General features: G+C 40.9%; 30 protein-coding genes. 24 read left to right on the forward strand and 6 right to left on the reverse strand.

What is annotated here, in order from left to right:
- Positions 1–57: 57 nt before the first annotated feature.
- Positions 58–600 (reverse strand): hypothetical protein, encoded by a 543-nt coding sequence (locus tag BLV86_RS03670; protein ID WP_031554915.1) that lies wholly within the window; start codon positions 598–600, stop codon positions 58–60.
- A 229-nt stretch (positions 601–829) separates the two neighbouring features.
- Between BLV86_RS03670 and BLV86_RS03675 the strand changes: the two genes are divergently transcribed.
- The 11 genes from BLV86_RS03675 (at position 830) to BLV86_RS03725 (ending at position 11062) form a co-directional block, all read left to right on the forward strand.
- Positions 830–1459, forward strand: a complete 630-nt coding sequence (locus BLV86_RS03675) for a methylated-DNA--[protein]-cysteine S-methyltransferase (RefSeq protein WP_090815167.1) — start codon at positions 830–832, stop codon at positions 1457–1459.
- A gap of 192 nt (positions 1460–1651) precedes the next feature.
- The gene (locus BLV86_RS03680) at positions 1652–3211 is read left to right on the forward strand and encodes a Y-family DNA polymerase (RefSeq protein ID WP_090815168.1); all 1560 of its coding nucleotides are present in this window, start codon (positions 1652–1654) and stop codon (positions 3209–3211) included.
- 117 nt (positions 3212–3328) lie between these two features.
- Entirely contained in the window at positions 3329–3577 is a 249-nt protein-coding gene (locus BLV86_RS03685) for a hypothetical protein (protein ID WP_044917234.1), read from the forward strand.
- Positions 3578–3768: 191 nt separating this feature from the next.
- Positions 3769–4782 (forward strand): sugar ABC transporter substrate-binding protein, encoded by a 1014-nt coding sequence (locus BLV86_RS03690; RefSeq protein WP_090815169.1) that lies wholly within the window; start codon positions 3769–3771, stop codon positions 4780–4782.
- 1 nt (position 4783) lies between these two features.
- Complete coding sequence (locus BLV86_RS03695) at positions 4784–6136, forward strand: sensor histidine kinase (RefSeq protein WP_090815170.1); 1353 nt, start codon at positions 4784–4786, stop codon at positions 6134–6136.
- A gap of 6 nt (positions 6137–6142) precedes the next feature.
- Positions 6143–6817 carry a response regulator transcription factor gene (locus BLV86_RS03700; protein ID WP_031554908.1) on the forward strand — a complete coding sequence of 225 codons (675 nt, stop codon included), beginning with the start codon at positions 6143–6145 and terminating at the stop codon, positions 6815–6817.
- Between the two features lie 5 nt (positions 6818–6822).
- Entirely contained in the window at positions 6823–8133 is a 1311-nt protein-coding gene (locus BLV86_RS03705; RefSeq protein WP_090815171.1) for an extracellular solute-binding protein, read from the forward strand.
- Between the two features lie 267 nt (positions 8134–8400).
- Positions 8401–8829: a PTS sugar transporter subunit IIA gene (locus tag BLV86_RS03710; protein ID WP_031554904.1), complete on the forward strand. Its 429-nt coding sequence runs from the start codon at positions 8401–8403 to the stop codon at positions 8827–8829.
- 16 nt (positions 8830–8845) lie between these two features.
- Positions 8846–9343 (forward strand): PTS sugar transporter subunit IIB, encoded by a 498-nt coding sequence (locus BLV86_RS03715; RefSeq protein WP_031554903.1) that lies wholly within the window; start codon positions 8846–8848, stop codon positions 9341–9343.
- 23 nt (positions 9344–9366) lie between these two features.
- Positions 9367–10224, forward strand: coding sequence for a PTS mannose/fructose/sorbose/N-acetylgalactosamine transporter subunit IIC (locus tag BLV86_RS03720; RefSeq protein WP_031554901.1), 858 nt, complete (start codon positions 9367–9369; stop codon positions 10222–10224).
- A 1-nt stretch (position 10225) separates the two neighbouring features.
- Positions 10226–11062: a PTS system mannose/fructose/sorbose family transporter subunit IID gene (locus BLV86_RS03725; RefSeq protein WP_031554899.1), complete on the forward strand. Its 837-nt coding sequence runs from the start codon at positions 10226–10228 to the stop codon at positions 11060–11062.
- 201 nt (positions 11063–11263) lie between these two features.
- Here the strand turns inward: BLV86_RS03725 and BLV86_RS03730 are convergent, their stop codons facing one another.
- The 3 genes from BLV86_RS03730 to BLV86_RS03740 all read right to left on the reverse strand — a co-directional run bounded on the left by BLV86_RS03730 (position 11264) and on the right by BLV86_RS03740 (position 12829).
- Positions 11264–11509 (reverse strand): DUF1653 domain-containing protein, encoded by a 246-nt coding sequence (locus BLV86_RS03730; protein WP_031554897.1) that lies wholly within the window; start codon positions 11507–11509, stop codon positions 11264–11266.
- Positions 11510–11541: 32 nt separating this feature from the next.
- Entirely contained in the window at positions 11542–11919 is a 378-nt protein-coding gene (gloA2, locus tag BLV86_RS03735) for an SMU1112c/YaeR family gloxylase I-like metalloprotein (RefSeq protein ID WP_031550515.1), read from the reverse strand.
- A gap of 250 nt (positions 11920–12169) precedes the next feature.
- Positions 12170–12829, reverse strand: a complete 660-nt coding sequence (locus BLV86_RS03740; RefSeq protein WP_031554893.1) for a Crp/Fnr family transcriptional regulator — start codon at positions 12827–12829, stop codon at positions 12170–12172.
- 96 nt (positions 12830–12925) lie between these two features.
- On the opposite strand from BLV86_RS03740, the gene BLV86_RS03745 reads away from it, so the two are divergent.
- A complete protein-coding gene (locus BLV86_RS03745; protein WP_090815172.1) occupies positions 12926–13735 on the forward strand; it encodes an ATP-binding protein in 810 nt (269 codons plus the stop codon).
- A 170-nt stretch (positions 13736–13905) separates the two neighbouring features.
- On the opposite strand, the gene BLV86_RS03750 is transcribed toward BLV86_RS03745, so the two are convergent.
- The gene (locus BLV86_RS03750; RefSeq protein WP_044917232.1) at positions 13906–14250 is read right to left on the reverse strand and encodes a winged helix-turn-helix transcriptional regulator; all 345 of its coding nucleotides are present in this window, start codon (positions 14248–14250) and stop codon (positions 13906–13908) included.
- A 215-nt stretch (positions 14251–14465) separates the two neighbouring features.
- On the opposite strand from BLV86_RS03750, the gene BLV86_RS03755 reads away from it, so the two are divergent.
- Genes BLV86_RS03755 through BLV86_RS03765 form a run of 3 tightly spaced genes read left to right on the forward strand, consistent with a single transcriptional unit; the run spans position 14466 to position 15637 of the window.
- Complete coding sequence (locus BLV86_RS03755; protein ID WP_031554887.1) at positions 14466–14666, forward strand: 4Fe-4S binding protein; 201 nt, start codon at positions 14466–14468, stop codon at positions 14664–14666.
- Complete coding sequence (locus tag BLV86_RS03760) at positions 14653–15243, forward strand: 4Fe-4S binding protein (protein WP_090815173.1); 591 nt, start codon at positions 14653–14655, stop codon at positions 15241–15243. The genes BLV86_RS03755 and BLV86_RS03760 overlap by 14 nt, the downstream gene beginning before the upstream one ends.
- A 4-nt stretch (positions 15244–15247) precedes the next feature.
- Complete coding sequence (locus tag BLV86_RS03765) at positions 15248–15637, forward strand: C-GCAxxG-C-C family protein (RefSeq protein ID WP_031554883.1); 390 nt, start codon at positions 15248–15250, stop codon at positions 15635–15637.
- On the opposite strand, the gene BLV86_RS03770 is transcribed toward BLV86_RS03765, so the two are convergent.
- A complete protein-coding gene (locus BLV86_RS03770; protein ID WP_175456433.1) occupies positions 15613–16602 on the reverse strand; it encodes a PstS family phosphate ABC transporter substrate-binding protein in 990 nt (329 codons plus the stop codon). The two genes, BLV86_RS03765 and BLV86_RS03770, sit on opposite strands and share 25 nt — an antisense overlap.
- 646 nt (positions 16603–17248) lie before the next feature.
- On the opposite strand from BLV86_RS03770, the gene BLV86_RS03780 reads away from it, so the two are divergent.
- The 9 genes from BLV86_RS03780 to BLV86_RS03820 all read left to right on the forward strand — a co-directional run bounded on the left by BLV86_RS03780 (position 17249) and on the right by BLV86_RS03820 (position 25746).
- On the forward strand, positions 17249–17905 hold the full coding sequence (locus BLV86_RS03780) for a CatA-like O-acetyltransferase, family 3 (RefSeq protein ID WP_090815176.1): 657 nt from the start codon (positions 17249–17251) through the stop codon (positions 17903–17905).
- Between the two features lie 87 nt (positions 17906–17992).
- Positions 17993–18430, forward strand: a complete 438-nt coding sequence (locus BLV86_RS03785; protein WP_013282512.1) for a radical SAM mobile pair system MarR family transcriptional regulator — start codon at positions 17993–17995, stop codon at positions 18428–18430.
- Entirely contained in the window at positions 18427–19125 is a 699-nt protein-coding gene (locus BLV86_RS03790; RefSeq protein ID WP_090815177.1) for a radical SAM mobile pair protein A, read from the forward strand. Before BLV86_RS03785 ends, BLV86_RS03790 begins: the two co-directional genes overlap by 4 nt.
- Positions 19101–20024, forward strand: a complete 924-nt coding sequence (locus BLV86_RS03795; protein WP_090815178.1) for a radical SAM mobile pair protein B — start codon at positions 19101–19103, stop codon at positions 20022–20024. Before BLV86_RS03790 ends, BLV86_RS03795 begins: the two co-directional genes overlap by 25 nt.
- Before the next feature lie 52 nt (positions 20025–20076).
- Positions 20077–20598 (forward strand): P-loop nucleotide/nucleoside kinase family protein, encoded by a 522-nt coding sequence (locus BLV86_RS03800; protein ID WP_090815179.1) that lies wholly within the window; start codon positions 20077–20079, stop codon positions 20596–20598.
- Between the two features lie 338 nt (positions 20599–20936).
- Positions 20937–23519 (forward strand): putative bifunctional diguanylate cyclase/phosphodiesterase, encoded by a 2583-nt coding sequence (locus tag BLV86_RS03805; RefSeq protein ID WP_090815180.1) that lies wholly within the window; start codon positions 20937–20939, stop codon positions 23517–23519.
- A gap of 204 nt (positions 23520–23723) precedes the next feature.
- A complete protein-coding gene (locus BLV86_RS03810; protein ID WP_090815181.1) occupies positions 23724–24455 on the forward strand; it encodes an SDR family NAD(P)-dependent oxidoreductase in 732 nt (243 codons plus the stop codon).
- Positions 24452–24982 (forward strand): GNAT family N-acetyltransferase, encoded by a 531-nt coding sequence (locus BLV86_RS03815; protein ID WP_242873226.1) that lies wholly within the window; start codon positions 24452–24454, stop codon positions 24980–24982. Before BLV86_RS03810 ends, BLV86_RS03815 begins: the two co-directional genes overlap by 4 nt.
- Positions 24979–25746 carry a PrsW family glutamic-type intramembrane protease gene (locus BLV86_RS03820; protein ID WP_090815183.1) on the forward strand — a complete coding sequence of 256 codons (768 nt, stop codon included), beginning with the start codon at positions 24979–24981 and terminating at the stop codon, positions 25744–25746. Before BLV86_RS03815 ends, BLV86_RS03820 begins: the two co-directional genes overlap by 4 nt.
- Positions 25747–25775: the final 29 nt, after the last annotated feature.

Raw genomic sequence — 25775 nt, forward strand, 5'->3', positions numbered from 1 at the left:
TAATATCAGTGAACTTCGGGTTCCGATATTATCTATACCCCGTCTTATCTGTTACATTTACTTACAAAGAAGCTCTGGTATCAGCTGAAACCAGATTATGCCCATAATAATACATAGTATGCTTAGAAAAAACGGTCCTATACGGTGTATATAGGCTGCATGATCATGATTTGAAATGAAAATATTGTAGGTGTTTCCAATTACATACTTTTTAGTAAAAGAAATATGGTCAACTGTGTAGGTTTCACGATCTCCTTCAAGTTTAAAATTCAAAGAATAGTAAACGCTCCCTTTCGAAGAGTGGTGTTTATCAATGTTTACAAGCTTACCCTCGGTTTTAATATGATGCGTGATGATGGAGTAGGATTCGTATACTCCGTATCCTAAAGTGGCTCCACCCATCAGAAGTGTCAGAAGAGTTCCACCAAGTACCACATTCTTTGTAAACATTGAAAAAGACAAAGCTGCAAAAAATGTACCGATAGAAATATATAAAATCTTTTCTTTTGTATCGTAACCCTGTTGAAAGGGATAATAGAAGAAAAGTCCGCCCACCGCTCCGAACATAAGTGCAACAGCGTAAAAAATAATCAGCTCCATTAATTAGTAACCTCTGTTTCCAATTATAATGTGGTTAGATTATCACATGTAACCGGACTCTGACAATCCTGAATCTGTAGGAACGTGAAGCTCGCATTGAAGTGCTTTGTTTTTTTGTTGAAACAGGTAGAATAAATATATTAAACAAATTGAGGCGAAATATGAGAAAACATGTGCGAAGAATTTCCGGAGAAGAAAAAGAAGGTAAAGCAAGTTAGGAGGATACTGTATGAAAACCAGGGAAGAGGCATTAGCATTTGGTCTGACATTTGAATCTACGTATCAGGAAGCTCCTTTTCACGATTCAAATTGGCAGCTGATCAGAGTTAATCCAAGTAAGAAGGCATTTTTGTGGACATATGAAAAGGATGGACATATTTGTCTTAATCTGAAGTGTGACCCTGAATGGCGCGATTTCTGGAGAAGTGTTTATAAGTCTGTAGTACCGGCATATCATCAAAACAAAGATCATTGGATTACTGTGATTTTGGATGGTTCTATCCCTGACGAAGAAATCAAAAGAATGATAGCAGAAAGCTATGAACTAGTAACAGACAGTCCAACCAAACGTATATATGAGGCTGTCAAAAGGATTCCAAATGGAAAAGTGGCAACTTACGCACAGGTAGCCGCCATGGCAGGGAATCCAAAGATGTGCCGGGCAGTAGGAAATGCTTTACACAAGAATCCGGATTTTGAGAACATTCCATGCTACAGAGTTGTAAACTCAAAAGGAGAGCTGGCCGGTGAATATGCTTTTGGTGGGGCATGGGCTCAGAAGGAACTCCTGGAAGCAGATGGGATAGAAGTTATTGATGGCAAAGTCGATCTGGCAAAATATGCGGTTAATATAAGATAGTTTTTACAAGGAATACGGAACTATTGTGACATCTGCAGGAAATAGGTTATGTGATGAAATCAGTCAATATAAAAACAGGTAAGATGATGGTTACATTTGAAAATCATTTCTGCTGATGGATATCCTGAAGCAGTTTATGATCCTGAAGGCAGATAAGCTGGAAAGTTACAGGTGGTGGAATTGAGTAATACAATGAAAAACAGATGTTATATATGTATAGATCTTAAGTCGTTCTATGCTTCCGTGGAGTGTCATATGAGAGATCGTGATCCTCTCACGACGAATCTTGTGGTGGCTGATGTCAGCAGAACCGAAAAGACCATATGTCTTGCGGTTTCGCCATCTCTTAAGGCATATGGGATCTCAGGAAGAGCCAGACTTTTCCAGGTCGTTGAGAGGGTTAATGAGATCAATGCGGAACGTAAAAGAAAGCTTAAAGGTCATGATTTTTCAGGTGAATCCGATGATGCAAGGAAGCTTTCGGCAGATCCCACACTGAAGCTTTGCTACATTGCCGCAAAGCCGCAGATGGCCAGATACATCGAGTACAGTACTCAGATTTACAACATTTACCTGAGATATGCATCTTCGGAGGACATACATGTTTATTCTATAGATGAGGTTTTCATCGATGCTACAGAATATCTCAAAACCTATGCGTCCACTCATGGAATAACTGAACCGGAGCCACGCCGCATCGCAGAGATCATGGCCATGGACATGATACGGGATGTCTACACTGAAACACAGATAACCGCAACTGCAGGAATCGGAACCAACATGTATCTTGCAAAGATAGCCATGGATATAGTTGCGAAGCATGTCCCGCCCAACAAGGACGGAGTACGTATCGCAAACATTGACGAGATGAGCTATAGGAGGATTCTGTGGAATCACCGTCCGCTTACGGATTTCTGGAGAGTAGGTGTTGGCTATGCCAGAAAACTGGAGGCTATGGGACTCTATACCATGGGGGATATCGCCAGATGCTCCATCGATGATGAAGAACTTCTGTACAAAACATTTGGCATCAATGCTGAACTTTTGATCGATCATGCCTGGGGCTATGAGCCGTGTGGGATGAAGGATGTGAAAAGCTATAAACCTGAGACAAACAGCATCAGTTCAGGCCAGGTGCTGCATTGCCCGTATGACTGTGAAAAGAGCAGACTTGTTCTGAAGGAGATGGCTGACCAGTTGTCTCTTGATCTTGTCAGTAAGCATCTGGTGACGAAGCAGCTTGTGATCACTGTGGGCTATGACATTGAGAATCTGTCAGATCCGGAAATCAGAAAAAAATATAAAGGTCCGATGACGATCGATCATCTGGGCCGAAGAGTTCCTAAACATGCTCACGGTACCATAAATCTTTCTGAGTGGACTGCCTCAACAAAACTTATCACCGAAGCGGCTGCAAAACTCTATGATGAGATCATAAATCCGGTGCTTTTGGTGAGGCGTTTCAATATAACTGCCACAATGATAAAGGAGGAAAAGGAAGCAGACACATCCGTAAGGTTTGGAGATCAGGTCGGAACCTGGGAACAGATGGACCTTTTTACTGATTATGAGAAGCTTGAAAGGGAAAGAGAAAAGGCGGCGATAGAGCGTAAAAAGGAGAAAAAACTTCAGGAAGCAGCACTGGCTTTAAAACAGAAATTCGGCAAGAATGCTGTTCTAAAAGGAATGAATCTTCAGGAAGGTGCAACCATGAAGGGAAGGAATGAGCAGATAGGAGGTCATAAGGCATAGTTGTTTGTTTTGAATTTCAATGCATATTTTTTGAGGTTTTAGAGACAGCATTCCCGTCATGGCTTGCTTTGACAGTTCAACGGGGACTGAGTTACAGTATTTCTTTAGGAGATCAGTATGAACAGTGAAAAACCGGAATGGCACAATGTGCATGGCATAACACAGGAAGAGATGTACGGAAAACATGATGATGTCATGGCAAAGTACGGGGATATCATCGATATGCCGCATCATGTTTCAGATAAACATAAACCCATGTCCATATATAACAGAGCGGCTCAGTTTGCTCCCTTTGCAGCATTGACGGGATATGATGATGCCATCAGAAAAGCAGCGCGGCAGGAGGAAGAAAAGTTATATCAATAATGAACATAGGGTGAAAACACACTATAATGATATCTTTAACAATTCAGCAAGTGAACCAATGGGACGGGCCAAGTACGAATTGGAAACACTTGATGTGTTTCCAATTCTATATGCTATAATAAATCGATTCGATAAATTCTTAACAAATGCATGATCTTTTATAACAATACTGTTTTGCGGAAGGAAAGAGTATGTTTTATAACAAAAAAAGTACCGATGAAAGTGATTCATCAAGACATTATATACATATAATCCGTACCATAGAAGTATTTATGGTGGCTATCAGTGCCATACTGATCATAGGATATATATGTGTTAAACCGGATTTTTCTGCCGGTCAGAAAGAAAATGCCCGCCTTATCGGTGTCACTTATATGACTATGAACAATGAGTTCTATGGGATAGTAAATGAACAGATAAATCACAGGGTCGAAGCTCAGGGTGACAATATAGTTCTCAGAGATCCCGCGCTTAGTGTGGAACGGCAGATATCACAGATAGAAGAGATGCTTGATATGGGGATAGATGCACTTGTTGTTACTCCCGTGGATTCGTCAGCTCTTATAGATGTCATAAAAAAAGCAAAGGCTATGGGTGTAAAAATCATTGTAGTTGATACAGAACTGGAGGATCCCGGACTTTCGGACGTGACCATAAAGTCTGATAATTATAATGCTGGAAAGTCTATAGGGCAGTACTACTGTTCCAATCACCCGGAGGGCTCAAGGGTTTTAGTGATGACACACAATGAGGCTATGTCGGGTAGGCAGCGAGTGCAGGGATTTCTGGATGCTGTCAGTCAAAATAAAAAAACATATCTTGTAGGTGAGATACCTTGTGAAGGGCAGTATGAAATAGCGCTTCCGGGGCTTGAGAAATTTATACAGTCCGGTAAAGAATTTGATGTTGTGTTCTGTCTGAATGATTTTGCGGCACTTGGGGCAGCAAGTGCTCTCGAAAAATATGGTATGCTTGACCGGGTTGAGCTTTATGGTGTCGATGCTTCACCTGATGCCAAGGCTCTCATCAATGAAGGCAAGATGCAGGCCTCTGCAGCCCAGTTTCCAACTCGCATAGGTATGGAGGCAGCTGACTCGCTGTATGCACTTCTTAATGGTGAAACCGTCCCGAGTGAGGTTGTAGTTCCGGTTCAGGTGGTCACCAGAACAAATGTAGGTTCATTTACCATAGACAGGTGGCAGTAAGATGGAAGAAAAATCAACAAATAAAAATCAATATGAGATCACGGGGGTTACGGCACAGCTTTTTTATTTGATGCAGCTGTTTAACTGCCTTGTGATAATGTTCTTCACTCTGGTAACAGCTCATGCAATGCACGGGTTTATCCTGGAGGGAAATGCATTCCATCTTATCACAAAGTGTCACGCAACCATAGTTTACTGGAAAATACCTGTTGTTGCGGGGATTCTTTACATAAGTCTGCTATTCCTGCTGTCTATAGAGTGTACCAATCATATCGAACTTATAGTGAAGCTATGGCTGGAGATAATGATTGGGGCAGGTATTTTTTACTACACGGGGCTTTCCTATACGGTAATGGTACTTTTGATCCTGGCAGATATCGTCAGAAACAGAATTGACTGGGGTAAAAAGATCGTGTATATCGTTTTGCTTTCCTGTGTTGATCTGGTTCTCAACGGAAATGTTCTTTCCAGATATATCAGTCCTGTTTCCGTAAGTCAGATATGGAACTACTATCGGTCAGATGTTGCAGCGGTTTTCTCCGGTGCTGTCAATATCATGTTTCTCATAGATGTATTCATCTTCATCTTATATATGGTGTTCCTCATCCTGGAACAGATGAGTGAGAAAGAAAGGATCGCGGCGCTTTACAGAGAGTTATCTATCGCCAACGAAAAGCTTGCTGAAGCAAACAAACAGTTGGAGGAGTATACCGAAGAACTGGTGAGTGCTGCCGAAACACGGGAAAGAAACCGTTTTGCACAGGAAATACATGATACTCTGGGACATGCCCTGACGGGAATAGTAACAGGTATAGAAGCCTGTATAATGCTTATGGATATCGCACCGGATGCTACAAAGGATCAGCTTAAGGCCATAGAAGAAGTTGCGAGACAGGGAATCACAGATGTCAGACAATCGGTGAAGGCATTAAGACCTGATGCGCTTGAGAGGCTAAAGCTGGAGGATGCACTTCTTAAGATAATAGATGAGACCATGAGATCTACAGGTATAACGATAAATTACAACTGTACCACACCACTTCTCGATTTCAGCCAGTATGAGGAGGATGCTATTTACAGGATAGTACAGGAAAGTGTGACAAATGCGATCCGTCACGGCAAGGCTGACGTGATAGACATTGACATCGGTCGGGAAGATGGTTTTCTCAATATAAAAATAAAGGATAACGGAATAGGTTGCGGCAAAGTGTATAAGGGGTTCGGCCTCCATCATATGCAGGAAAGGCTGAGTCTCTTGAACGGAAGCCTTAAGTATGATGGTTCACATGGATTTACTATCGAGGCTTCGATCCCGATAAGATGGGGCAATAGTGTTGAAGAAAAAGAGGATTAAGCAGATATGATTAAGATTTTGATTGCTGATGATCAGGAGTTACTGAGACAGAGTCTCATAATCATACTTAAAAATACACCGGATTTTCAGGTTACGGATGCTGTCAGTGATGGAAGAGAGGTTATACGTTCGGTCAGAAATGAAAAACCGGACATCATTCTTATGGATATCAGAATGCCGGGTATGGACGGAGTAGTATGTACGCAGATCATCAAGGAACAGTATCCTGACATTAAGATCATCATACTTACAACATTTGATGATGATAAATATGTATTCGATGCACTTAAGTACGGAGCCAGCGGTTATCTTCTGAAGGGTATCTCTGTTACGGAACTATCGGATGCCATTAGGAAGGTGTATAACGGTACAGCCATAATCAATGAAGCAGTGACTTCCAAAGTTGTAAATCTCTTTTCAAAGATGGCGAAATCCAACATTGCCAGCGAAGTCGATGATGAGCTGGTGAAGGATCTGCGTGATAATGAATGGAAAATAGTTGTACTTGTGGGAAGAGGTCTGTCCAATAAGGAAATTGCAGCAAAGCTCGATCTCTCTGAGGGAACGGTAAGGAATACTCTCAGTACTGTACTCAGCAAGTTGAATCTAAGAGACAGAACACAGCTTGCCATATGGGCGGTTCAGACCGGAACTGTCAATAAAAATATAGATAATTTGTGAGGATCATGGTGAAGAGAAGATACAGATTACTGCTTAGTGGGGTTTTGGTTCTTTTAGCTATCCTCACAGTACACGGATTTCTGCCGGTAACCACCGGTGAGGAAAAAGTTTTAACTGTTGGAGCCTTTGCGGGAAGTTACTGGAGTCTGCAGAATGGAAATTCCTATAAGATACTGGATGATGCCATCGATTTATTTGAAAAGGAAAATCCGGGAGTCAAAGTACAGTATGTGAGCGGAATCACCCTGGGACAATATCAGGAGTGGCTCTCGGAAAAAAAGGCAGAGGGCAGGATGCCGGATGTCTTTCTGGTTCCATCCGATATTTTCCAGAGTTTTGCGGATATTGGCGTGATGCAGAATCTTGATGGGTTCATAAAGCATGACATAGGGTTTTCTTTGGACTTATTCTATGAAAAAACTCTTAAGGGCGGACGATACAGGAATATACAGTATGCCCTTCCATTTGAATGCTCGCCTGTGCTTATGATCATGAACAAAACACTGCTTCGGGATAACAGTATACCTGTTCCGGATGAGAACTGGACCTGGGATGAGTTTTACGAGGCGTGTGAGATGACTGGGATTTCGGATACGAATGCCGGAGGACAGTACGGAGTCATAGACTATGGATGGCAGGATGCATTTGCGGCAAATAAGGTAAAACTTTTCAATGACAAGGGAACTGCTTGTGACTTTACCGGTGACGATATCTATGAATCGCTGCTTTTTCTTGAACGGTTAACCAAGCTTCCGAAAGGCAAAGTCACTTCCGCAAGTGATTTCTATAAAGGAGTGGTTGCCTTCGAGCCGATGTCATTTGCAACCTACAGAGCTAGTGTTCAGAATGACTTAAGCTATCAGAACTATTCTGATTTTGAGTGGGGCTATACTTCTATGCCTGCAGGGATGAATGGTGATAATGTCTCGAGACTGGATACGCTCACGGTTGCCATGTCATCAGATTCCCACTACAAAAAAGAGGCCTGGCAGTTTATGAAGACTCTTACTTCTGAAGAAGCGGTTCAGAAAGAGATATATGATTATTCCGAGGGATTGTCACCCCTTAAATCGGTTACGGAGGATCCTGAGCTTGCTGAGTATGTTTTTGATCATTATGGTGTTGTTCTGAATAGGGATGTCATTACTTATGTCATGGAAAGAGCAGAAAATGAAAACCGGTTTCCGGATTACGAAGAGATTGCGACGGAGGTGACCACTGCGGTTGACTCCATACTGGAAGATAAATCCAATATCCGGATGGAACAGATCATCTGGAATCGAAGGATAAACAATTACATTAAGAAGTTGAGTTAGAAAATCATATACATCTGTCATTTTATAAAGTAGAAGTTCTCTGCACCTGTTGCAGAGAGCTTTTTTAGTGGGATAAAAATGACAAATGTCATATCTTTCGAAGTACAATTTTCTGATCGATTCAGTGACGCTTGTTACCTGATTTAATGTTCTGAAATCGTTATAGTATCAGTGTAATCAAACAGAGAGTGATTCCGATAAACGATAAAAACTACGTTTATAGAGGAATGTGTAAATGAGCTGAGTTCTCAGAGGGGAGGTATATGTATGAAATATGTTGTGCTGGTCAGTCACGGTGAATTTGCTCCGGGACTGAGAACCGCAGCCTGCATGCTTGCCGGAGAAGACAGAGAAGATCTGCTGGCAACAAGCCTTAAGGACGGCATGGGTGCAGATGAGTTTTGTGAGAATGTAAAAGAGATGCTCAAGGTAGTTAAAGAAGATGATGAGATCATCCTTTTTGGCGATCTGATAGGTGGATCACCACTTACCAATGCAGCCAATGTTATCTCTGAGCTTGGACTTCTCGGAAGAACAAGGATGTTTGGAGGTATGAATCTCCCACTTGTTATCACAACGGTGATAGGCAAAGACGATGCAGAGACTGATGAAGTTCTGACCGATGCTTTGGATGGTGCAAGAGATCAATTGCATGAATTCAGGATCGAAGCAGAGGATGAGGAAGAAGAACTTTAATTAATAGGAGGAAGATATGGCAGTAACATTTTTACGAATCGACGACAGAATGATCCACGGACAGACAGTGACAAGATGGTCACTTGAGTACCCTTGTGACGGACTTATCGCAGTTAATGATGCGGCAGCAGCAAACTCTGTTTTAAAGGCTGCTTACAAGAGTGCTTCAGACAAGAAGACCTTTGTATGGGGTGTAGATGAGTTTATCGCAAAGAGCAGGAAGGTAATCGAGTCAGATACACGTTACTTCGTTATCACCAAGAATCCGATCGATATGAAGAAGATACTTGTAGATTCCGGATTTGTACCAGGTGATGTCAAGACTGTCATCGTTGGACCTTGCAACGATAGACCCGGAGCTGTAAAGCTTGGAAACAATCAGTCAATCACTCAGGAAGAGGCACAGGCTCTTGAGGATATCAGGAACAAAGGCTATGAAGTAGAGTTCGCACTTCTGAAAGAAACATCTATCGGTAACTGGAACAAATTCAGAGGTCAGTTTGGCTTTAACTAATTGATAAACTAAGGAGATTAATCATGAACATAAGTGTTATTCAGGCTATAATTCTCGGTTTGTTTGCATCTCTTTCAAGTATGCCGGGACTTGGCGGTACATCTATCGGTAACTACACACTGGGACGTCCTCTGGTTGGCGGACTTATCTGCGGTATCGTTTTGGGAGATATCCCGACAGGTATTCTCGTAGGATGTGCGATGCAGGTTGTTTATATCGCACTTGTAACTCCGGGCGGAACCGTTTCTGCTGATGTTCGTGCAGTATCCTATATCGGTATACCTCTTGCAATGCTTGCATTAAAGAGTTACGGACTTGCTGCAGATTCAGCTGAAGGTATCGCTCTTGCAACATCATTCGGAACCATGGTGGGTACTATCGGAACAGTTCTTTTTTACGGAACAGCTACTATGAACCTTATCTGGCAGCACATGGGCTGGAAGTGGGTAGATAACAGAGAGTATCATAAGCTTTACCTTGTAGACATGGTTCTTCCATGGATCTCACACATCACATTTTCGCTTATCCCTACAGTAGTTATGTGTCTTCTCGGTGAGCCTGTTGTAAACCTCATCAAGACATCTCTTCCGATGGACGGAATTCCCATGAAGACACTTTTCACAGTTGGTGCACTCCTTCCTTGTGTCGGAATCGCAATACTTTTAAAGCAGATAGTAAGATCTGTACTTGATTTCGTACCTTATCTTTTCGGATTTACACTGGCAGCTTCTATGGGCCTTAATCTTGTAAGTGCAACAGTTGTTGCAGCAATGTTTGCAATTGTTATCTACAACCTTAAGATGCTTCAGCTTAAAAAGGCAGCTCCTGCAGCGGCAGGCGCAGCAAACAACAATTGGGACGATGACGAGGAGGACATTTAAAATGGCTGAGAAGAAAATATCGAAAAAAACATTATCAAAAGCTTTTCATAACTGGTACTACGGAAACCTGACCTGTTTCTCTCAGGAGCACATGCAGACCTTTGGTTATCTCTGCTCCATGCTTCCTATAGTAGATGAGCTTTATGATGATGAGGACAAGAAGGCAGAGGCTATGGAAACCTATCGGGCTTTCTTCAATACAGAGCCTCAGCTCGGCGCTATCATAGTCGGTGTTACTGCCGGACTTGAGGAGGCAAGAGCTAACGGAAACAAAGAAGTAGATTCCGAGACTATCAATGGTCTTCGTGCAGGTCTCATGGGACCTATCGCCGGTATCGGTGATTCACTTGTAGTAGGTACTGTGATACCTATCCTTCTCGGCATCGCCATGGGTATGTCAGGCGGCGGCTCACCGATGGGGGCTATTTTCTACATGATTGTCTGGAACCTTTTTGCTTACTTCGGAATGAAGTACATCTATAACAAGGGTTATCATATGGGAACAAAAGCCGTTGAGTACCTGGTAGGAGATATCGGTATGGCTATCCGTGAGGCAGTAACAACACTCGGCGGTATCGTTATTGGTGCGGTAAGTGCCACATGGGTAAGTGTCAAGACCAGTTTTCATCTTGTTAATGCAAGCGGCGAAGCTTACATGGTTCTTCAGGAGAAGCTTGACGGAGTGTTCCCGGGCATCCTCACCGCAATAGTAGTTATCTTCTGCTGGTGGCTTATGGCAAGGAAGCGTTTCAGCCCTATCAAGGTAATGCTTCTCCTTGTAGTTGTAGCATTCGTAGGTGTTGTACTTGGATTCTTCAATCCGGGTCTTTCATATTAAGAGCAAAGGATACAACCCTATCAGAAAAAATAATAATCCATAATTATCCAATATTAAGAAATACTCCTATTTCCTGTCTGTACGGAAATAGGAGTATTTTTTGAACCATGCTTTCAGATCGATCTATAACCGTATGTATAAGCTTTTTATCTTTCATTTTATATTTATTGAACCTTGTAATTAGCGCAGAGAAACAGACACTCAGTGCATTTTACCGGGTATATTTTGAAGCTCAAATCTGTATTTTTGGTTTACCTCTGGATACTTTTCATGATCCACTTCGGATAAAAACATCTCCTTGGACCTTACCCAAAGAGAACCATCATCATAGAGTTTGCGGTATACAACCATTTCTTGTTGAGTTTCTGAATCTCGGGCAATATCTTCTACAAGATAATAATCGCCCTTAAAGTGCTTGTATACTCTGTGTAATACTAATTCTTGCAAAGTTTCACCTCCACATATTTTCAGTCTGACAGTTACTCATGTATTTCTAAAGGAAGTCCGTCTGGATCGTGAAAAAAAGTCATTTTCTTTCCTGTGAAAGAATCCAGTCGTATAGGTTCGCAAGTGATCCCCATAGCTTCCAATTCTGCAACTGTATCATCCACGCAATCTACACGGAAAGCAAGATGCCTTAATCCGTAAGATTCCGGTGAAGAACGGAGTGGATGATCCTTCATTATAAATAGCTCAAGCTCGCAGTCTCCGAGTTCAAGATCAATCTTCCAATCATCACGTTCCGGTCTATAGTTTTCCCTGATAATCTTAAAACCAAGCTTATTGTGATAAAAATCCAATGCGATATCTTTGTCGGAACAAATCACGGCTATGTGATGGATGTGGTTCAAGTTCATGCGCTGCTTCTCCCTTATCATATTTTAGATAATTATACCAAAGAGGAATGTACAGAAATAGCGAATTAAAAGACTTTTCTTTTGACTTTCCAGAATCAGAAATCATTGTAAATTCAACCAATCTGGTTATGCGAATTATTTTAAATATGGTTATTTCGTAATGATCAGATAAGCGCTACACTGACTCACAAGTGATTAAAAAGACTAATTAAAACGCAGGGGCTTTTAATGCAACAGCCCCTGCGTTATTTTATAAAAGTTTAAATCGATTTTTTTCAAATTCCAAAAGACCCTCGTCACGCATCTTGCAAAGTTCGTTCGACATTGCACTCCTGTCGACAGACAGATAATCGGCCAGCTGTTGCCGGTTAAAAGGGATCGTGAAGTAGGAGCTGTTTGCTTTCTTAGATTCTTCAGACAGATAAGATATCAGTTTATCACGTGTTGTACGCTTTGATATGAAGCCAAGCTTTTGAACAAGACTTCTGTTCTTTTCAGAGATGGCAAAGAACAGATTCTGAACGACCATTGTGTGAAAACGACATGCGGATGAGCAGGTGGTGATAATCCGTTTCACATCAAATAAGAAAACTGCACTGTCCTCCAATGCAACTACATCATTCATGAGTGTCCCGCTTTCAGGAGCAGCATATGCCTCACCAAATATTTCTCCGACACCGATATGTCCCAGAATACTTCGGTTTCCCCAGTAATCATCTCTTTGGATGTGGAGAGTTCCTTCAACAAGGACCAGAATGTCATTTAGACGTTCACCCTGCCTGAGAACATATTCACCTTTTTTGAATCTGTGTAGTCTTGCACCTAGACAGGAGAGCATGGCAGAAATCTCGTCATCGCCTATACCGGCAAATAACTTTGTCCTCTGTAACACAAGAATAAATTCTTTCATTAAATCCTCTTTCTGTTGTAAATACAACCGAATAGTTTGATATATCATACTAGAATCATTTTACGGAATCAAGAGAACGAGAGAGGAGTATATAAAATGATCCGAAAAATCATAAAGATAGATGAAGAAAAGTGCAATGGATGCGGAATATGTGCCAGTGCCTGTCATGAAGGTGCCATAGATATCGTAAATGGGAAGGCAAAACTGGTCAGAGAGAATTTTTGCGACGGTTTTGGTGACTGCCTGCCGGGATGCCCTACCGGAGCGATCACTTTCGAAGATCGTGAAGCACCAGCTTATGATGAGGCTGCGGTAAAAGCAGCACAGCAGAATGCTGTATTGACAGAAGATAGTGATGATATGTCAGTAAAAGATATTATGAAGATTGATGATGAGACAAAACGTAAGTCCGAAATGATGGCTCATTTGGCAGCCGGTGGGCAGCATCCTGCCGGTGGCTGTCCCGGGTCCCGTATGATGCAGTTCAAGAGGGAAGAGAAACCAACTGAACCTGAAATCATCAAGTCTGAATCCGGTCCTGTGTCACGTCTTAACCAATGGCCGTGTCAGATCAAGCTGTTACCGACACAGGCACCATTCTTTGAAGGTGCAAAGCTGCTGATCGCGGCTGATTGTACTGCCTATGCCTACGCCAATATGCATGAAGAATTCATGAAAGGCAAGATCACCATCATAGGCTGTCCTAAGCTTGATGATGTGGATTACACTGAAAAACTGACGGCTATCATCCGTGATAATGATATAAAGAGCGTAACTATCGTGAGGATGGAGGTGCCTTGCTGCGGCGGATTACAGAGGGCTACAGAGAATGCTCTCAGGGCAAGTGGCAAATTTATACCCTGGCAGGTTGTAACGATCAGCTGTGACGGACATATTTTGGGTTAAATTGAAGGGAGAATCAGATAATGAATACTCAGATGTTTTATTTGAGGATTTAGAAGCATCTCTCCTTATAAATTAAACCTACGTAAATAAAAGACCCTATCGGATCAAGCGATAGAGTCTTTTATTATGTGATCATTTTCATAAGTTGATCAGAATCTTAAACTACATATCTACAGATTGTCCTCACCCCATTTTTTGAGGTCAAGAAGGATGGGGATGAGGCTCTTTGTCTTCTCGGTGAGATTGTACTCGACCCTGACAGGCATTTCATCGTATTGTTTTCGTTCGACAAGTCCGTCTGCCTCCAGCTCTTTCAAAGAGTTAGCGAGCATTGTGTTAGTGATTCCATGTATTGAACGACGTAAATCCCCATAACGCACGATATCATTCTTATCTATGACACAGAGGATCATGATCTTCCACTTTCCGCCAATCTTATCAATGATTCTTTTTAACCCACAATTCTGTCCTGCGATATCTTCGCATAATGGTTCATGGTTCTCTTTTTTTCTCATGGTATACTTTTCCTTACCAGGTTAATGAAAACTGCGTACTTGATATAAAAACTATACTAAATATAATATGGTTATCAGCTGAGAAATACAAGTAGTCACGTTAAGATATTTGGGAAAACTGTCGATGAAGAATTAGGGGCAGTTCCAAAGGATATTCTTGTCAGAAAGATAAAGGAAATAGTGTAAGATAACAATACAGAAAGAGGATATTGAAAATGAGAAAGGCTGTTAATGATATAGACAGATGCGTTGCCTGTGGGGTCTGCGCCCTGCAGTGCCCTAGAGAGGCCATTTCCATTCATAAAGGCTGTTATGCGCTTGTGGATATTGGTAAATGCGTAGGCTGTGGTTTATGTGAAAAGGCGTGTCCTGCAGGATCAATAAAAGTTTCGGAGGTAGAAAATGGCAGTAAATAAGAAAAAGCATTGGTATGAATACCTTTGGATCTGGTCAATTATCTATTTTGCACTTGGATTTTTCAACATTCTTTTCGCATGGCTTGGAATGATAGATTTTATTTTGCCGCTGATCTTTGCAGCTGTTGGCGGCAATAAATGGTTCTGCAACCATATGTGTGGAAGGGGCCAGCTCTTCTGGGTATTGGGAAGAAATCTCAAATGTTCAAGAGGAAAGCCTGCACCTAAATGGATGTCTTCCAAATGGTTCAGGTATGGTTTTTTGATATTCTTCCTCACTATGTTCGGAACTATGGTTTTCCAGACATATCTGGTGTTTTCCGGAGCGGGGACGCTAAGAAAAGCAATAAAACTATTCTGGACATTCAGAGTTCCGTGGCAATGGGCTTATAACGGAAGCATTTTTCCTGACTGGGTAGCTCAGTTCGGGTTTGGATTTTATAGTCTGATGCTTACATCTACCCTGATAGGACTTATAGTGATGGTCCTGTACAAAGAGAGAACCTGGTGTTCCTTCTGCCCTATGGGAACTATGACTCAGGGCATATGTAAGATAAAATCAAAGGAAAGGGTTTAATAAAATGACATTAAACGAGAGAGCAGAACTGGCTGCAGAATTAAAGAACTCAGGAGTATGTAACTGTGCGCAGGCAGTGACAAGGGTACTGTCTGACCAGACTACACTTACGGAAGTGCAGCTAATGCAGTTATCCTCCGGATTTGCTGCAGGGATGGGAAATATGGAAGCTACATGCGGTGCCATGATCGGTGCAGCCATGATAGCAGGACTTAAAACAGAAGGTAAAGGCGCTGTAATGGCAACAAGGAAGATACAGGAAGAGTTCCAAAACAGGTGCGGAGCCTTGAGATGCAAGGACCTTAAAGCTGTAACAGACGGAAGGCCGTTATGTCCCTGTGATGACTGTGTCAGAAATGCAGTCATGGTTTATGGCGAGGTTATGGGACTATAACCACATGCTTCTATAAGTCTTTGTCCTTCCGGAGACAGAAGCCAGTCTACCAGTTTTCTGACATTAGGATTAGGGTTATCTTTTTTGAAGACAACATAAAAACTTGAAGTAAGAGGATAAAGACCGTTTCTTATGTTCTGTGCATTTGGATAAACGCCATTTACGGCAAGCATCCTGACATTATCATTTGCTACCATTCCTGAAAGATAATACCGGAATGAATAACCGATGGAGGCACCGAAAACGGCAAATATACTGCGACGCTTGATCATATCATTTTCCATGAATTTCTCCATCATGGTCTGGCTTCCGGAGTTTTTAACTCTGAGAAGAGGATTGATGCTTCTGTCAGGACCACCTACTTCTTTCCAGTTTGTTATATTACCCCTGTAGATCGATCTTATCTCATCTGTGGTAAGACTTTCTACAGGATTATTCTTGTTAACAAAAAATACAAATGCTTCCAGACCAACCGGTACAAGTTCAATTTCTATTCCTTTTTCTTTCGCTGTCTTCATCTGATTTTCAGATGGGTGTGCCGTGAAAAAGAGATCAACAGACCCTTCTAAAAGAGCATCATATCCGCGGATAGTGTTTTGGTATTGCATGACACTGTCTTTTGCAAAATTCTCGCCGTACTTGTTATCGTCTGAAAAAGAGCCGCCTTCATAGGTAACAGATCCTTCAGGATAAACTGAATCTATGACTGAAGCGTACACAGGAACCAGTGCAGCTGCACCATCAAGAACAGGGAGATCATCCTCGCTGGAAAAATGCATGGAGGAACCTGTTTTTGCAAGGTTAGATGTTTCTTCAAAAGGAAGATATCTTGCCACATCAACCATTTTTGTCTGAGATACACCACTGTAGTTATTCCCTAAACGAGAGGTGAGGGTGACATATAAAAAGACATTAACAAAAACAAAGAAGCTGATGACGGCTGTGATGATAACAGTTTTTCTCATGGCCAAAGCTCCTTTGAAATGAAATATATAATTGAAGAATGCTCGTAAGCATAATAAATATAGTATGCGTGAAGGGCTGTAATAATGACTCCGGCAGCAACTATACATAGTAATATTTTTATAAAAGCTTTATCACTCATATTTGCGGATTTTTGAGAAATCAATGTTGGAATTATTTAATTGGAAAAGTTTCAGCTATAGTTACATGTTTTGTACTATTGCAATAGTGAGTAGCAGTAGAAGAACAGATAGTACGATTGCTGTCATCATTAATCCAAAACTGATAATAAATAAAACGGTTATCCAGGTCTTTCGTTTCCTTCCTTCTTCTTTGGCTTTATTTCCATCCAAAATAAACAGACTTAATGAGCAGATGAAAATAATAAGGAAAGGTGCAAACCACAAAAGGAAAGAATTCATTTTTTAAAATCCTCCAAAAACATAATACTGATATTATACATTAGTTAGCTTAATGTAAAAAATTAATCACTGAGAAAAACGGAATAGATAATTAATAATGTAATTTGAAAAATTCAAAAAATGAACAAAACCCTATCTTGTTCAAATAACATTGCAATATGGGAAACAGGTCTCTGATCTATCGAAATGATTAGGGACCTGTCACGTTCTATTGAGGATTTCAAAAATGAACTATAAGGTAATTGACAGAGAGACATACTATAGGAAGGGCGTGTTTCGCCACTTTTCGGAAGATTGTAAATGCTCGACATCCATAACAGCGAGAATAGATGTCACGGATCTTGTCACATATTCGAAGAATAACGGGACAAAGTTTTATATCAATTTCCTATATTTACTCTCAAAGGTTTTGAATTCACGTGATGATTACAGAATGGGATATCTTTGGCAGACTGATGAACTGATCTGCTACGATGTGATCAATCCTACACAGTATGTTTTTCATGAAGATACGGAAACATGTACTCCCGTATATACTGAATACTGTAAGGACTATGAAAGGTTTTACGCCTATGCTTTGCGGGATATAGAAGAGGCAAAGAAGACGAGAGAATACGTTTTGGATATGGCTAATCATCCAAATTGGTTTGATGCATCGTATATATCATGGTTATCTTATGATTCATTGAATATTGAATTACCGGATGGACATTTGTTTTTTGCTCCGATCATTAATTGGTGGAAATATAGAAAAGAGAACGGCAGTCTGGTTATGCCTGTAACAGTTCGCCTGAATCATGCAATCGCTGATGGCTACCTGGTTGCAAATGTATTTCGGCTCTTGGAGCAGGAAATCAAGTTATTTGTCAGGCAGATACTGTAGTGAATAAAATTGGAAGTTATGATATGTGTGCTTGACACAAATACTCCTATATCGTAGTATAAAACTACGATATAGGAGTATTAAATTATGAAGACAAATGGTGGATTTCTTGTTACAAAAATAAAACAGCTGGGTGATCGTATATTTGAAAGGATACTGGCAGAAAAAAACATTGATGCATTTAACGGAGCTCAGGGAAGGATTCTTTATGTCTTATGGCAGGAAGATGGTGTTCCTATTAAAATTATTTCCGAGAAAAGCGGACTTGCAATTACTTCACTTACAACCATGCTTGAGCGGATGGAAAAAAACGGACTGATAAGCCGCAAAACTGATGAAGCTGATAAGAGAAAAACTCTTCTGTTCCTCACAGATAAAGCCAAAGAACTTAAAGAAGCTTATGACTCCGTATCCAATGAGATGGGGAATATTTATTATCGTGATTTTACGGATAAAGAGATTCTTCAGTTTGAAGAGTATCTTAACCGCATCAGGGTAAACCTTGAGGAATGGAGTGACAAATGAGTATTTGTATTAAAGATCAGATTCAGAACATGAATCTTGTTATAGGGTGCACTGTTGGATGTCCGTACTGCTATGCCAGAAACAATACGAGGCGTTATCACATCATAGATGATTTTGAAAAGCCACAGTTTTTTCAAGGAAAGCTTCGTATGATGGAAAAGAAAAAACCGCAGAATTTTCTGCTGACCGGCATGAGCGATCTCTCGGGCTGGCATGAGGAATGGAGAGAGGAAGTCTTTAAAAAGATAGCAGAGAATCCTCAGCACCAGTTTCTTTTTCTTACCAAACGACCGGATCTTCTGTCTTTTGAAACAGATCTTGATAATGCATGGTTTGGCGTTACAGTTACGAGAAAGTCTGAGTTATGGCGTATTGATGCACTGCGGAGCAATGTGAAGGCAAAAAAATATCATGTTACCTTTGAGCCTTTGTTCGATGATCCGGGTAAGGTTGATCTTACAGGCATTGACTGGATTGTGGTGGGAACCATGACAGGTGCAAAGAGCAGGACTGTTAAAACAGATCCCGGGTGGGCTTATTCATTGACAGAACAGGCTCATGAACTGAACATTCCTGTATTCTGGAAAGAAGATCTTGTTCCGATTATGGGAGAAGAAATGATACAGGAAATGCCGGATGCTTTTAACAAAGTGCTGGAGGAACAGATGATATGGAACAACCAGAAATCAGAGTAAATCATATAGAAACAAAAAGTGTAATGACAAAATCGAATACTCCTATTGGAGGATATTCGGTGAATCCCTATGTGGGGTGTCCCCATGCCTGTAAATACTGCTACGCATCTTTTATGAAACGCTTTACAGGTCATACGGAGGAATGGGGAACCTTCATGGATGTGAAAGACTGGCCTGAAATAAAGAATCCAAAGAAGTATGCCGGCCAGAAGGTGATCATTGGAACAGTTACGGATGGTTATAATCCGCTAGAGGAAACATATAAAAATACAAGAAGACTTCTGGAAGAACTAAAGGACAGTGGTGCGGACATACTTATCTGCACAAAGTCAGACCTTGTACTAAGAGATCTGGATCTGCTAAAAGAGATCAATGAAAATAGCAGACTTACAGTATCATGGTCAATCAATACTCTTGATGAAGAGTTTAAAGATGATATGGATGCGGCAGTAAGCATAGAAAGAAGGCTTGCTGCAATGAAAGAGGTATATGCGGCAGGCATTCGTACAATTTGCTTCATTTCACCCGTTTTCCCGGGGATTACGGATATAGAAGCAATCATAGACAGGACAAAAGATCAGTGTGACCTTGTATGGCTTGAGAATCTGAATCTTCGCGGAGGTTTTAAGGCAGATATCATGAAATACATTTCCGATAAACATCCGGATCTGGTGCCGCTGTATGACGAAATCTATAATAAAAAGAACCGCAGCTATTTTGAAGCGCTGGAAAAGAAAGCAGAAGAGCTGGCTAAAAAGTATGATTGCAGGTTTGTTGATAATGAAACTCCGTATGAGAGAGTAGAGAAAGGACATCCAACAATCGTAGATTACTTTTACCACGAAGAAGTAAGAGGAACTGCCAATAGTGGAAAGAGAAATGTAATACATAATCCTTGATGGAAGAATAAACCGGAAGTTAATCGCACAAATTCCAGTTGCGGAGGTAAAGATGGTAATAATTATAACGGGAGCATCCCATGTCGGGAAAACGATTCTGGCACAACGGATGCTTGAGAAATACAAATACCCTTATTTTTCAATTGACCATTTGAAAATGGGACTTATTCGTAGCGGCATTACTGATTTCACCCCAGAAGACGATGATGAACTTACAGACTATCTTTGGCCAATCGTTCGAGAGATAATAAAGACTGCTATTGAGAATGAGCAGAACCTTATTGTTGAAGGCTGCTATATACCTTTTGATTGGAGGAATAGTTTTGGGGAGCAGTATCTTCAGTCGATAAGATTCATCTGCCTTGCTATGTCAGATGAATATACAGATTCGCATTTTGAAGAAATAAAATCACATGGCTCTGATATCGAAACAAGGCTTGATGATTCTAATTGTTCAGCTGAGCAACTGAAACAAGATAACCACCAAATCATAGAGGGGTACCAATCTAACGGAGAACAGATCACTCTAATCACAGAAAGCTTCGATGATTCGATAAGGGGAGTATTGGATTAGCAAATTTGAAATAAACCATTTATCTACCACTTATGACATATTTTACTGTAAAAACAAACAAAACTATTACAGTATTGTATAGGTGTATATTACTGTTTTGTAGATTTTATTTAAAATGAACAAAACCCTATCTTGTTCAAATAACATTGCAATATGGGAAAAGGTCTCTAATCAATCGAAATGATTAGGGACCTGTCGTTTTTATGTGGTTATGTCAAACAAACGGTTTGCTGTTGTATAATGGAAGTAAAGGAAACAAATAGCCATAAATCTTAACCGAACGTAAATCAACATGGAAGATTATTATGTCGTATTGATTGGGCTCAGGAGGATTAAACATGAATTTCCCAGCGAGATTTTATTTTGATAAAAGAACACAAGAAATACTGGAAAGTCTTACCATCCCGTTTGCGGTTTATCAATATATTGATAAACGGGTGGTGACAGTTGCGCTCTCAAAAGGATTCTGCGATGAATTTGGATTCAAATGTTTAGAAGACGCATATGCAGCCATGGATAATGATATGTATCGCGCCACCCATCCTGATGATAAGACCAGGGTTGCAGATGCTGCTTATCGTTTTGCCGCTTTTGATATTCCGTATGACATTGTATATCGTACCCGCACTTTAAAAGATCCAGACTATATCATCCTGCATGCATATGGAAAGAGCATCTATCCGAAACCGGATGTGCGCTTATGTCTGACCTGGTATGCCAACGAGGGACATTTCTCAAATGAACAGGGAACTTATGAAAGTGTCCTCAATCAGACTTTAAGACGTTTTCTTGAGGAAGACAATCAGTATCGTGGTGCCTATTATGATTATATGACGAGACTTCCAAATACGGTTTATTTCTATGAACTGGCTGAAGCGGGCTGTAAAAAGATGCAGGAACAAAATATCGATTCCGCGATACTATTTTTTGATCTGACCGGCTTAAAGCATTTTAACCGCTGGCATGGATTTGAAGAGGGAAATCGTTTGATCTGTGCTGTGGCAGATATTCTTGCCAAGCATTTTAGCAGCGAAAGCTGTGGCCGTTTTGCCCAGGATCATTTTGCCGCATTTGCTCCGGAAGAGGGATTGAAAGAGCATCTTGACGCAGTGATAGCAGAGTGTGCAAAAGTTAACGATGGAAAAAACCTTCCTGTGCGCATCGGTATTTATCCAAACCGGATTGAATCAGTACAAATCAGTACTGCCTGTGATCGTGCCCGGATGGCAGCTAATGTCCGAAAAAAGAACAATGAATCCTACTATGCGTTTTTTGACCTGGATATGATGTCTGAGGAGAAAAAACGCCAGAGTATCATAGACAATATTGATAAAGCCATCGAAGAAAAATGGATCAAAGTGTATTATCAGCCAATCGTCCGAACAACCAACGGCAAGGTTTGCAGTGTTGAGGCACTGGCACGATGGGATGACCCGGTGCTGGGGATGTTATCGCCCGCAGCATTTATTCCGGTTCTTGAGGATACCGGTCTGATCCATAAACTGGATATGTGTGTGGTGAGACAGGTTCTGGAAAATCTGAAATCAAACAAGAAGCTCTATAATCATAATGTTCCTGTTTCTATAAATTTTTCCCGTGCTGATTTTGAAGCTTGCGATCTTGTTAAAGAGATCTGTACCCTTGTGGATGAAGCCCAAATTGACCGGAAGTTTATCAATATCGAAATAACAGAAAGTATGGTGGGCAGCGATTTCGACTATATGAAAGGACAGATCGAACGTTTCCGCTCACAGGGATTCCAGGTCTGGATGGATGATTTCGGAAGCGGCTACTCGTCACTGGAAGTTCTTCAAAGTGTTAAGTTTGACCTGATCAAGTTTGACATGGGTTTTATGAGAAGGCTTGATGATGGAGAAGAAGGAAAAATAATACTGAAAGAGATGATGAAGATGGCGACATCTCTAGGGATTGATACGATCTGTGAAGGCGTTGAAACAGAGCGTCAGGTCCGTTTTCTTCAGGAAATTGCATGTTCTAAACTTCAGGGATATTATTTTATGAAGCCGGTTCCACCTGAACAGATAGTAGAAAAGTATACTGTAGAAATACAAAACGGGTTCGAAGATTCTGATCAATCCGAATACTATGAAACATTGGGAAGTGTCAATCTCTTTGATCTTTCATTTCTTTCCAACCTGGATGAAAGTGTCATAAAGAATACCTTTGATACAGTTCCAATTGGTATTATGGAAATTAACAGAAGCGGTGAAAAAGTAAGGTATGTACGCACCAATCAGTCCTTTAGAGTTTTTATGAAACGTGCTTTCGGATTTGACCTGTCAAATCCGGAAACAGAATATCCGGTTCCGAAGGAAGGCCCCGGATCTTCATTTATGAAGGCTATTGAGCAGTGCCGGAACAATGGCAATCGAGCATTTGTAGATGAAGAAGTTAAAGACGGTTCAATAGCCCGCTCATTTGTAAGGATAATCGCTGAGAACAGTGTAACAGGAGTGGAGGCGGTTGCTATTGGTGTTCTTTCCATAACGGAACCTAATGAAAGCACCACCTATGAGGATATAGTCAGAGCACTTGCGGCTGACTATTATAATCTGTATGTGATCGACCTGGATACAAACGACTACACAGAGTATTATTCGAAGGTCGGCGGCGAGGAAATGACAATAGTACGTCATGGTAAGGAATTTTTTGAATCTGCCAGACGAGATACAATGACTCGAATCTATGAGGAGGACAGGGAGCCATTCCTTAAATTATTCACCAAAGAGAATGTTCTACATGATCTGGATGCCCAGGGTGTATTTACGACCACATACCGGCTGATCGATACAGGAACACCGGTATACGTCAATATGAAGATCACAAAGATGAGGGGAGGAAATCGCATAATTCTTGGTATCAGTATCATTGACTCTCATATGAAACAGAAAGAATCATAATTTTTTTAGGCAGCTAATAAGGTTTTGTAGATTTTATGTAACATGAACGAAACTCTATAAAGCCATTAGTTATAAGGGTTTATAGGTTAAAATCTAAATGTTCATTATTTTTTGGTTTTGTCTAAAACGCTTTTAATACCAAAAAAATTTTTTTGAGCTGCCTGTAATAATTGCAGGTGGCTTTTTTTGAAGATGGAGATCGTTATGGACAATGGTAAAGTAGCTGTAATTACAGGTGGTGCTCACGGCATTGGAAAAGCTGTAGCAGAATCGTTTCGGGCTGATGGTGTTACCGTGCACATTATTGATAAAGCATCCGGGGACTGGTTTGTGGGTGATATAGGAGATAAGGATACGTTAGAGAGATTTGCAAAACAAGTCATAGAACAGTCCGGGCATGTAGATTACATCATCAACAATGCCCTTCCAATCATGAAAGGAATTGATGAATGCAGTTACGAGGACTTTCAATACGCCCTTTCCGTAGGTGTGACCGCTCCGTTTTATCTCACAAAGCTTCTGATACCTGTATTGTCAGACGGAGCATGTATAATCAATATTTCTTCATCCCGTGACAGGATGAGCCAGCCTAAAACAGAAAGCTATACTGCGGCAAAGGGCGGGATAGCTGCATTAACACATGCCCTAGCAATCAGCCTTGCAGGAAAAGCCAGAGTGAACAGTATTTCACCGGGATGGATAGATACGACTGATACTGAAATCATAGGAGCAGATGCCTTACAGCAGCCTGTAGGACGAGTAGGAAAGCCGGAAGATATCGCTGAAATGGTGAAGTTCCTATGTTCTGATAAAGCCGGTTTTATCACGGGCGAAAATATCTGCATAGACGGCGGCATGACAAGACAGATGATCTATCATGGCGAACATGTTGGACATACGATGTTTGAGAATGTTAAAAAGGGGCTTAGATCATGATACGTAAAGCAACGCAATCGGACCTTGATGCAGTAGTAAATATCTATGATGAGATCCATCAGGCAGAGGAATCAGGGATAATTACTGTTGGGTGGATCAGGGGGATATATCCTGTAAAAGAGACGGCAGAAGAGGCTTTGAAAAGAGATGACCTTTTTGTTATTGAAAAGGACGGCATTGTCCTTGGTTCAGGAATCATAAATAAGGTTCAGATGGATATATATAATAATGTCAAATGGGAGCATGAGGTGGAAGATGATAAGGTGTGTGTGCTGCATACACTTGCAATATCACCTCGATCGGGAAAGATGGGACTCGGCAAGCAGTTTCTCAGATTTTATGAGGATTATGCATTACATAATGGTTGTTCCGAACTTAGGATAGATACAAACGAACGAAATATTATTGCACGAAAAATGTACAGTAAACTTGGATATAAAGAGCTTTCTATTTTACCTACAATCTATAACGGTTTACCCCATGTAAATCTGGTGTTGATGGAAAAATATATCGGAGGACATGCATGACTCTTTCTACAATTTTGTCTTTACTTATTACGGTTTTAGTATGCGGAATACTATATTACAGGATGATAAAAAGGGAGATACCTAAACCTATTGGCTGGATACAGGCACTTGTGCCGGTTGCTTTAGGGATGGCTACGATGGAAATCTCCGGATTTATAGGAGTTAAGCTCTTTTTTGCAAATGCGGCATTGAGGACCGAAGTTGATCAAATGCCTTCATTAATGGGGTCGGTTGTAAGTGCATTTATGGCCGCAGGTATGCCGGAAGAAGTAATAAAGTTTATTGCAATCATTATATTTGCCGGATTCTTTAAGCCCAGAATTAGAAACGTATATGAATATATACTTTTAGGAGCTGCCATTGGCTTTGGATTTACAATAATGGAAGAAACGGCATACTCAGGTGATGATACTGGGATTGAGATGGTATATATGCTCCTTAGGAAGATATCAGTTCCTGCCCATATGGCTCTTAATATGTTAATGGGCGAGTTTATCGGAATTGCAAAGTATAGGAAGGCTCTAAATAAAGGTTCGTTGGCCAGCTGTTATTTTATCGCTTTATTCGTTCCGATGCTTATACATACGCTGTATGATGCCTTCACAGCTTTAAACAGGCTTGTTGTAAACCCTGATAGCTTTATCTCCGGAATTATATTGGTTCTGATAGGTTTTATAGGATTCCCAGTGTGGATCATATATATGCTGATAAGATACAAGAAAAAGACAGGGGAATTCTGCAGCATGAGTCTGTTGCAGGAATAGAATATGAACAGCAGTTAGTTTAAATCCGG

It is taken from the genome of Oribacterium sp. KHPX15 (assembly GCF_900107835.1).
Taxonomy (GTDB): Bacteria; Bacillota; Clostridia; order Lachnospirales; family Lachnospiraceae; genus Oribacterium.

Coding starts and splice junctions, on each gene's coding strand:
- BLV86_RS03765 (WP_031554883.1), top strand. CDS start 15,248: ATGACATTAAACGAGAGAGCAGAACTGGCTGCAGAATTAAAGAACTCA.
- BLV86_RS03690 (WP_090815169.1), top strand. CDS start 3,769: ATGTTTTATAACAAAAAAAGTACCGATGAAAGTGATTCATCAAGACAT.
- BLV86_RS03755 (WP_031554887.1), top strand. CDS start 14,466: ATGAGAAAGGCTGTTAATGATATAGACAGATGCGTTGCCTGTGGGGTC.
- BLV86_RS03670 (WP_031554915.1), bottom strand. CDS start 600: ATGGAGCTGATTATTTTTTACGCTGTTGCACTTATGTTCGGAGCGGTG.
- BLV86_RS03675 (WP_090815167.1), top strand. CDS start 830: ATGAAAACCAGGGAAGAGGCATTAGCATTTGGTCTGACATTTGAATCT.
- BLV86_RS03800 (WP_090815179.1), top strand. CDS start 20,077: ATGGTAATAATTATAACGGGAGCATCCCATGTCGGGAAAACGATTCTG.
- BLV86_RS03810 (WP_090815181.1), top strand. CDS start 23,724: ATGGACAATGGTAAAGTAGCTGTAATTACAGGTGGTGCTCACGGCATT.
- BLV86_RS03705 (WP_090815171.1), top strand. CDS start 6,823: ATGGTGAAGAGAAGATACAGATTACTGCTTAGTGGGGTTTTGGTTCTT.
- BLV86_RS03815 (WP_242873226.1), top strand. CDS start 24,452: ATGATACGTAAAGCAACGCAATCGGACCTTGATGCAGTAGTAAATATC.
- BLV86_RS03720 (WP_031554901.1), top strand. CDS start 9,367: ATGAACATAAGTGTTATTCAGGCTATAATTCTCGGTTTGTTTGCATCT.
- BLV86_RS03695 (WP_090815170.1), top strand. CDS start 4,784: ATGGAAGAAAAATCAACAAATAAAAATCAATATGAGATCACGGGGGTT.
- BLV86_RS03790 (WP_090815177.1), top strand. CDS start 18,427: ATGAGTATTTGTATTAAAGATCAGATTCAGAACATGAATCTTGTTATA.
- BLV86_RS03770 (WP_175456433.1), bottom strand. CDS start 16,602: ATGAGAAAAACTGTTATCATCACAGCCGTCATCAGCTTCTTTGTTTTT.
- BLV86_RS03740 (WP_031554893.1), bottom strand. CDS start 12,829: ATGAAAGAATTTATTCTTGTGTTACAGAGGACAAAGTTATTTGCCGGT.
- BLV86_RS03715 (WP_031554903.1), top strand. CDS start 8,846: ATGGCAGTAACATTTTTACGAATCGACGACAGAATGATCCACGGACAG.
- BLV86_RS03685 (WP_044917234.1), top strand. CDS start 3,329: ATGAACAGTGAAAAACCGGAATGGCACAATGTGCATGGCATAACACAG.
- gloA2 (WP_031550515.1), bottom strand. CDS start 11,919: ATGAACTTGAACCACATCCATCACATAGCCGTGATTTGTTCCGACAAA.
- BLV86_RS03680 (WP_090815168.1), top strand. CDS start 1,652: ATGAAAAACAGATGTTATATATGTATAGATCTTAAGTCGTTCTATGCT.
- BLV86_RS03710 (WP_031554904.1), top strand. CDS start 8,401: ATGAAATATGTTGTGCTGGTCAGTCACGGTGAATTTGCTCCGGGACTG.
- BLV86_RS03805 (WP_090815180.1), top strand. CDS start 20,937: ATGAATTTCCCAGCGAGATTTTATTTTGATAAAAGAACACAAGAAATA.
- BLV86_RS03725 (WP_031554899.1), top strand. CDS start 10,226: ATGGCTGAGAAGAAAATATCGAAAAAAACATTATCAAAAGCTTTTCAT.
- BLV86_RS03745 (WP_090815172.1), top strand. CDS start 12,926: ATGATCCGAAAAATCATAAAGATAGATGAAGAAAAGTGCAATGGATGC.
- BLV86_RS03760 (WP_090815173.1), top strand. CDS start 14,653: ATGGCAGTAAATAAGAAAAAGCATTGGTATGAATACCTTTGGATCTGG.
- BLV86_RS03750 (WP_044917232.1), bottom strand. CDS start 14,250: ATGAGAAAAAAAGAGAACCATGAACCATTATGCGAAGATATCGCAGGA.
- BLV86_RS03795 (WP_090815178.1), top strand. CDS start 19,101: ATGGAACAACCAGAAATCAGAGTAAATCATATAGAAACAAAAAGTGTA.
- BLV86_RS03820 (WP_090815183.1), top strand. CDS start 24,979: ATGACTCTTTCTACAATTTTGTCTTTACTTATTACGGTTTTAGTATGC.
- BLV86_RS03700 (WP_031554908.1), top strand. CDS start 6,143: ATGATTAAGATTTTGATTGCTGATGATCAGGAGTTACTGAGACAGAGT.
- BLV86_RS03785 (WP_013282512.1), top strand. CDS start 17,993: ATGAAGACAAATGGTGGATTTCTTGTTACAAAAATAAAACAGCTGGGT.
- BLV86_RS03780 (WP_090815176.1), top strand. CDS start 17,249: ATGAACTATAAGGTAATTGACAGAGAGACATACTATAGGAAGGGCGTG.